This window comes from Leptospira sp. B5-022, from assembly GCF_000347035.1.
Taxonomy (GTDB): domain Bacteria; phylum Spirochaetota; class Leptospiria; order Leptospirales; family Leptospiraceae; genus Leptospira_B; species Leptospira_B cinconiae.
In genome coordinates this window covers 285,339-292,208 of the sequence record NZ_ANIJ01000022.1, presented here as the reverse complement: position 1 = coordinate 292,208, position 6,870 = coordinate 285,339, and the positions used below count along the sequence as shown (strand labels likewise).

General features: G+C 36.0%; 12 protein-coding genes. All 12 read left to right on the top strand.

Annotation, left to right across the window (positions count from 1 at the left end; all coding sequences use genetic code 11):
* Positions 1–206: 206 nt before the first annotated feature.
* Positions 207–446, top strand: coding sequence for an AbrB/MazE/SpoVT family DNA-binding domain-containing protein (locus tag LEP1GSC192_RS11655; protein WP_020770165.1), 240 nt, complete (start codon positions 207–209; stop codon positions 444–446).
* Positions 443–838, top strand: coding sequence for a type II toxin-antitoxin system death-on-curing family toxin (locus LEP1GSC192_RS11650; protein ID WP_036089851.1), 396 nt, complete (start codon positions 443–445; stop codon positions 836–838). Before LEP1GSC192_RS11655 ends, LEP1GSC192_RS11650 begins: the two co-directional genes overlap by 4 nt.
* A 718-nt stretch (positions 839–1,556) precedes the next feature.
* Complete coding sequence (locus LEP1GSC192_RS11645; RefSeq protein WP_036089903.1) at positions 1,557–1,748, top strand: type II toxin-antitoxin system VapB family antitoxin; 192 nt, start codon at positions 1,557–1,559, stop codon at positions 1,746–1,748.
* Positions 1,745–2,131 carry a PIN domain-containing protein gene (locus LEP1GSC192_RS11640; RefSeq protein WP_036089848.1) on the top strand — a complete coding sequence of 129 codons (387 nt, stop codon included), beginning with the start codon at positions 1,745–1,747 and terminating at the stop codon, positions 2,129–2,131. Before LEP1GSC192_RS11645 ends, LEP1GSC192_RS11640 begins: the two co-directional genes overlap by 4 nt.
* Positions 2,132–2,290: 159 nt before the next feature.
* The gene (locus tag LEP1GSC192_RS11635; RefSeq protein ID WP_036089900.1) at positions 2,291–2,527 is read left to right on the top strand and encodes an AbrB/MazE/SpoVT family DNA-binding domain-containing protein; all 237 of its coding nucleotides are present in this window, start codon (positions 2,291–2,293) and stop codon (positions 2,525–2,527) included.
* Positions 2,521–2,862 (top strand): endoribonuclease MazF, encoded by a 342-nt coding sequence (gene mazF, locus LEP1GSC192_RS11630; protein WP_036089845.1) that lies wholly within the window; start codon positions 2,521–2,523, stop codon positions 2,860–2,862. Before LEP1GSC192_RS11635 ends, mazF begins: the two co-directional genes overlap by 7 nt.
* Before the next feature lie 286 nt (positions 2,863–3,148).
* The gene (locus tag LEP1GSC192_RS11625) at positions 3,149–3,568 is read left to right on the top strand and encodes an OsmC family protein (RefSeq protein WP_036089843.1); all 420 of its coding nucleotides are present in this window, start codon (positions 3,149–3,151) and stop codon (positions 3,566–3,568) included.
* A 174-nt stretch (positions 3,569–3,742) separates the two neighbouring features.
* Positions 3,743–4,558, top strand: coding sequence for a helix-turn-helix domain-containing protein (locus LEP1GSC192_RS11620; RefSeq protein WP_020770008.1), 816 nt, complete (start codon positions 3,743–3,745; stop codon positions 4,556–4,558).
* A gap of 61 nt (positions 4,559–4,619) precedes the next feature.
* A complete protein-coding gene (locus LEP1GSC192_RS11615; protein ID WP_020770081.1) occupies positions 4,620–5,066 on the top strand; it encodes a VOC family protein in 447 nt (148 codons plus the stop codon).
* A gap of 199 nt (positions 5,067–5,265) precedes the next feature.
* Positions 5,266–5,619, top strand: a complete 354-nt coding sequence (locus tag LEP1GSC192_RS19260; protein WP_052005225.1) for a hypothetical protein — start codon at positions 5,266–5,268, stop codon at positions 5,617–5,619.
* 94 nt (positions 5,620–5,713) lie between these two features.
* Positions 5,714–6,094, top strand: coding sequence for a hypothetical protein (locus LEP1GSC192_RS11605; protein WP_198289314.1), 381 nt, complete (start codon positions 5,714–5,716; stop codon positions 6,092–6,094).
* A gap of 52 nt (positions 6,095–6,146) precedes the next feature.
* Positions 6,147–6,770 (top strand): YiiX family permuted papain-like enzyme, encoded by a 624-nt coding sequence (locus LEP1GSC192_RS11600; protein ID WP_020770145.1) that lies wholly within the window; start codon positions 6,147–6,149, stop codon positions 6,768–6,770.
* The last annotated feature ends 100 nt before the right edge of the window (positions 6,771–6,870 follow it).

The window sequence follows — 6,870 nt, the reverse complement described above, 5'->3', positions numbered from 1 at the left end:
TCGCTTGGGCTTCGCCACATTTGCTTCCGTCACTGCGCTTGCTTGAGCAAGCTCGTGCCGTCGCAAACGTCGGAGCACCTCGGTCGTTAGGCGAACATCGAGCCCAACATTTGTTCTTTTTCAAAAAGCTTCTATTTCAGTTACTTTTTAGGTCTTTTAAAAGATAAAATACTTGCAATTAATGCAGTTATTACTATTGTTATAACATGGATGCTTCATCAGTAAAAAAGACAACAATTCGGGCAATAGGGAATTCCGCTGGGGCTACAATTCCTAAAGTACTTCTGGAAAAGTATAATTTCCATGAAGGGGATACAGTTTTTCTTTTGGAAACTGAAGCAGGCATTCTTTTATCTCCATACGATCCTGATTTTGAAGAGGCTATGGACATTTACCAAGAAGGCTCTAAAAAATACCGTAATGCTTTAAGAGAATTGGCTAAATGAAGAAAGAGCCTAGATGGTTAAATAAGAAAATCGTCGAAGCAATTCATTTAGATCAAGTTAAACAGCATGGTGGATCTCAGGGGATCCGAGACCAAGGACTTTTGGAATCGGCTCTTGATCGCCCAAAGAATAAATGGGCATATGATTCATCCTCTAATATTTTTGATTTAGCTGCTTCATTATGCATAGGAATAGCCAAGAATCATCCGTTCATTGATGGGAATAAACGTGTCGCTTACATGACAACATACGTATTTCTCGGATTGAATGGGTATAGTGTAGAAGTGCCAGAAGAAGAAGTCGTATCGATTATGCTTCGAGTTGCAGACGGAAGCATAGATGAAATCAATTTATCAACTTGGTTAAAAGATAGTTCAAATCCTCGTAAGTAGGTGCTCGACGTCGGCTAACTATCGGTGCTTCCGCTACGCTCGGAGATCGCTTCGCGACTCACTCGCTCGGGCTACGCCACATTTTGCATTGTCACTGCGCTTGCATCGGCAAACTCGTGCCATTGCAAACGTCGGAACACCTTGGTCGTTAGGCGCCATATCGCGATTTTGGTTTTTCATTTTACTACGTGTTAATCATTTCGAAAAACAAGAGGGGATTTGATTTTAGGTCAGGCCGCTTTTCCCCCTTTTTCTTACCTTATATCGTGCCCTGAAAAATTGGTTATTACTTTACAATTTCTATCGAAGCACTTGAAACTTTTGATATTAAAAGAGGCGAAACGGGTTCGCTACCTTCTATTGTAAGTGCGGATTTGTCTCTAATTGACTTTTACTGTATTTGAAGATTTTACAGAGTAGGGCCTAATGCAGCGTGTTCGGGGCGATACGGCAGCCTAACTTTCGGTGCCTCCGTTCCACTTCGGGCCCCTCGCTCCAGGCTTCGCCACATTCACTTCCGTCACTGCACTTGCTTACGCAAGTTCGTGCCATCGCAAACGTCGGAGCACCTCGGTCGTTAGGCGTAATGGCAAAAAGCTGTAATATAAAACTAAGTTCATTCTTGAGGAAAGTAGTAATTTGGCGGTTCAATAGAATCAAATGCCAGCAATGAAATAAGATTTGACAATGCATATAAATTAATCATTTTATGCATATTATGAGAACTACCGTAGATATTCCTGAAGAATTGTTTTTAGAAGCAATGAGGTTGACTCATTTGAAAACTAAGACAGATGTAATTAAAGAAGGGCTTGCTTCTTTAATTAGACGAGAAAAGTTAAAAGATCTTAAAAAGTATAAAGGATCTGTTAATCTCGAAATTAATTTAGATAATTTACGGAAGCGATGAATCGTATTCTGTTGGATTCATCAGTTTGGATCGAATATTTCAGGAATAGTAATTCATCAATTTCGACAGAAGTGGACGAGTTGATTGATAGAGAGAATATTTACACTAATGATCTCATATTAGCAGAATTAATTCCTTTTCTTAAATTACGAAAACAATCAAAGATAATTACTTCCTTAGAGGCTATTGAACGATTTCCATTAGAAATTAATTGTGAACAAATAATTGAATATCAAATTTCGAATCTTAGAAATGGGATAAATAAAGTTGGAATTCCAGATTTGATAATTGCTCAGAATGTGATCCAAAATAAGGCAATGCTTTTTACGTTGGACAAACATTTTAAGCTAATGAGTAAGAACATCAAACTAAAAGTTTACTAAAATAACCATTACGCATAACTTTCGCCTCAGCCGTTGCGCTTCGAGCTCGCTTCGCACCTCGGCCGTTAGTTGCAATAGCCCGTAAAATTTTCCTTAAACAAATTTAACAAAATGACTGAATTTTGGTTGAAGTATATACAATGTATATATAATTGCTTTATGGAATCAATTATTCAAAAATGGGGTAATAGTCTAGGTATTAGGATCCCAAAGGCGATGGCCAACGAATTAGAATTGAATGATGGTAGTCATGTTGAACTTCAATATGAAGGGGATAAAATAGTAATTTATCCCATGAGAAAAGCATCATTAGAAGAAAAGTTAGCTAAAATAACTAAGCAAAATCTTCACTCCGAGATTTCTAGCGGTTCCTCTGTTGGTCATGAGGCTTGGTGAAGAAGAGTAAATACACCCCTGAAAAAGGGGACATTGTATGGTTGAATTTTACTCCTCAAGCTGGGCATAAGCAAAGAGGACGTAGACCAGCGCTTGTTCTATCTCCGAAAGAATATAATGCAAAGACAGGCTTGGCGATTTTTTGTCCTATCACAAGTAAGATTAAAGGTTATCCGTTTGAAGTAATAGTTAAATCTAAAAAAATAGATGGGGTGGTTCTTTCTGATCAGATTAAGAACTTAGATTGGACTATTCGTGAAGCTGAATTTATAGAACCGCTCAATAAACTATCGTTAAAAGAAGTTTTAGATAATCTTAAACTATTGATTTTTTAGTTTAGTGGGCTACTGCAACTAACTTTCGGTGCTTCCGCGGCGCTTCGAGCTTGCTTCGCAACTCTCGCTTGGCCTTCGGCACATTTCGCTTTGTCAATGTGCTTGCTATACGCAAGCTCGTGCCGTCGCAAACGTCGGAGCACCTCGGTCGTTAGGCGAAAGACCGATCAGAATAAAATCCTAAAAAGCAATTGAATTTAAAGGTAATTTTTATCAAAGGAATGTAGAAAACTTTTAATCGACAGTCATTTAATTATAAGGTTGTTTATATGTGGAAGTGTATAGTATGAGTGAATCTAAACCTAAAATGACGTTTCATGTCGAAACCCTAAGAGTAGATTCGCATAGTAGTGTATCAAAGTGCAAGAACGCTAAGATAACACTTGATACAGATATATTAGGGAATGTAGACGCCTTTAACCCTGCGGAATTGCTCCTGTCCGCTCTCTCTGCCTGTATAATTAAAGGAATCGAGAGAACAGTCCCAATTTTACAATTTCAATTAAATTCAATTGAAGTGATAGTAGATGGAGTGAGACAAGATGTGCCTCCGAGAATGGAATCGATCTTTTATAAAGTAATAGTGGATTCAGAAGAATCAGAGCAACGTTTGAATCTTTTACATGAAAATGTGAAGAAGTTTGGGACAGTTTTTAATACAATCGCTCCGGGAACAAATTTGAGTGGTATATTAGTAAGACGTTAGAATTTAAAGTTTGTCTTAAATTTGTTTAAGTTCTATTTTCCGGTAAAGGATCGGTCCATCGCATAACTTTCGCCTCAGCCGTTGCGCTTCGAGCTCGCTTCGCAACCCCCTCGCTCCAGGCCACACCACATTTCGCTTTGTCGTTAGTCATCATCTGCTTAAAGAAATAATTGTATGGAATACAAAACTTTTCTTCCTCACAGGGATCTGGAATTATTTATAAATTGCTATTGGACTTTAATAGTCCCAGCATCTATAGAAACAACGAAACAGCGTATTATTCCTGATGGATTAATTGAAATGGCTTTTATACTTGGCGATGACATCAAAAGATATACTAGTGCAGATGAATTTATTATCCAGCCTCGAGCTTTGGTATTGGGACAAACTATGGAGGAATTTTACATTGAACCTACAGGTTATGTTAATACTTTCTCCATTCGCTTTTATCCTTATGGATTCGCCCATCTAGTAAAAACAGAATTAAATAGATTGACGGATAAAGAAACTCCACTTGCTAATTTATTCCCAAAAAATGATGCAGATGAGTTGGAAAATTTGATTATAAATGCAAGAGATACTAAACATAGAATTGAGATTATTGAGAGTTTTCTCAGATCATATATAAGCAAACCATTAGTTTATGATGATTTAGTAAAAAATACTATCGATGAAATTATACTTAGTCTTGGTAGTAAGCCAATCAAAGCAATCATTGAAGATAAAGTTTCATTAAGAAGGAAACTAGAAAGAAAATTCCTTAAATACGTTGGTGTAAGTCCAAAACAATTGGGTAGATTAATAAGATTTCAAGCAGCTCTGAAATTAGTCTTAAGTGAAGATCCAGAATCATTCACAAGCATAGCTCATCAGTTTGATTATCATGATCAATCTCATTTTATCAAAGACTTTAAAGATTTTACTGGTCTTAATCCGAAAGAATTCTTAAATAATGAACATATGAAACTTTCTTCAATTTTTTATAAATAAATTATATTTTTTGTCGCAATTTTACAATTCCTGAAAAGCAAATTGGGTTAAGATTTGATTCATGAAAAAAATGATCACAAATTTAATTGCTGCAATTTTGGCTTTGAGTCTATTGCAATGCGTCAATAAGCAGAATAAAATGAACAGTTATATCAGTATTTTTGAGATACCAGCAAAAGATCTCAAAAAGGCTATAACTTTTTATGAGTCCATTTTGGATATTAAAATAGAAAAAATGGAATTACAAGGAATAAAAATGGGTGTTTTGCCCTATGAAAATCAACAAGTTACAGGTTTAATTGTTGAAGCACAAGGTTATGAGCCTTCCACTAATGGCATAACCGTATACCTAAATGCCGGAGAAGATCTTCAGATCATTCTAGATAAAATTGTTAAGAATGGCGGGAAAATTCTAATCCCAAAAACTCCTCATGCAGATGGAAATGGTTTTTTTGCGATTTTTATTGACAGTGAAGGAAATAAAATGGGGCTGAATTCTGAAAAGTAATTAAATTAGTTTCGCAGACGACGACTAACTTTCGCTCCAGGCGCCGCCATATTTCGCTTGGTCGTTAGCTATCATTGACTAATCACTAAATTTTAGTAGAAAGAATGAAGGTCAATAGCAATACTATACATTCATTCCTGCTTATAATTTTGTAGAAGTCTAAGATGTTCTTAGACGATATGCGGAAATATCAACTTCGATGATACGGTTTCATTATCTAACAATATGGGTGGCAGATATAGGTAAATCGAAAGAATTATTTGAGATTTTGGGATTAAAATTTAATCTCGAAAAACATGGCTCGGGACCGGACCATTACAGTTGCTTGGTTGATAACTTCGTTTTTGAACTATATCCTTGGAAAAAGGAATCCGCTGTTGATTATCGGACAATAAGAATTGGATTAACTGTTCCAAATTTGCGTTCAATTCTGGACAAATTAGAATTCTTTTGTAAAATGAATGAGCTAAAAATCAAACAATTAGATGCTCCATTTCGAGTGGAAATGAAAGACTTCGAAGAAAGAACGATTGAGCTTATTGAGGGGCATTAAGAAATTTGGGCTACCTTCAAACCAACTTCGACTAACTTTCTCTTCGGTCGTTAGGCGAAATGAAGCGCGAAAATTTTGCAAATAGGAAGGAATAATGTTTAAAAGCGTAACTGATTTTTCTTACCAACGCAATTGGAAAGAGGCTCTTATTTTCTATATAGTATGGTTATTAATCATAGTAATATCCTCTGGATTAATTTCTGGAATAGGGATAGGATTGCTAAGTATAGTAGGGGTAAAGTTTTTACCAGACGAGAGCTTTCAATTAGGGGCAAGGATCGGGAACTTAGTTGCTGTAGTCGGCTGTCTTTTTATATCCTTTATTACTCTGAAGAAGAAAAACCTTCATACTCATATAGGTTTTATATTAGTTGGCCTACTTGCGGGTCTTTTAGCGGTTTTTATAGGTGGATTTGGAGGGTTAATTCCTTGTTCATATTTAAGCACGTTACCCATCAATAACGAAAGTGCCTAAGTTTAGTTTTCCAAACGCAGAAAATTCACCTAACTTCCAATTAAAGAAAAATTTGAATAAGATAGTTTTTCTAATTTTAATCCTTTTTACATCTTTCTGGAATTTGAAAGCTGAGCAGATTAAATCTTCTGATTTGATGGAAGGGGATATTATATTCCACGAATCAAACTCTGAACAAGCTAAAGCAATTAAAGCGGCGACTAAATCAAGATATACCCATGTAGGAATCATTTTTAAATATGATAATGACTATAAGGTTCTTGAAGCCGTTGAACCTGTAAGAATTACTCCTTTGTCTTCTTTCATTAAAAGAGGTCGGAAAAATCACTTTGTTATCAAGCGTCTTAAAGATCGCGAAAAAGTATTAACAAATATTACAATACAAGGAATGAAAGAGTACGGAGATTCTCTGTTAGGCAGACATTATGATATTTATTTTGGCTGGCAAGATGATCGTATTTATTGTACTGAATTGATCTGGAAATTGTACGATAAATTTACCGGTAAGAAATTAGGTGATTTAAAGACTTTGAAAGATTTTGATCTATCATCATCAAATGTACAGTATTTAATGAAAAAGAGATATGGGAATAATATTCCTTACTCCGAACCTGTAATTTCTCCCGCTGATATGTTTAATTCGGCGGAGTTGATTACTATAATCAGTTATAATTAGGCAAATATGTCTAACGTAAACCCCTGGCGCACGCTTCCGGCTCTTCGTATTCTTTCTCCACCGTTTCGTGAATGTGTAGCGTTTGGCCCAAGACTTGCCG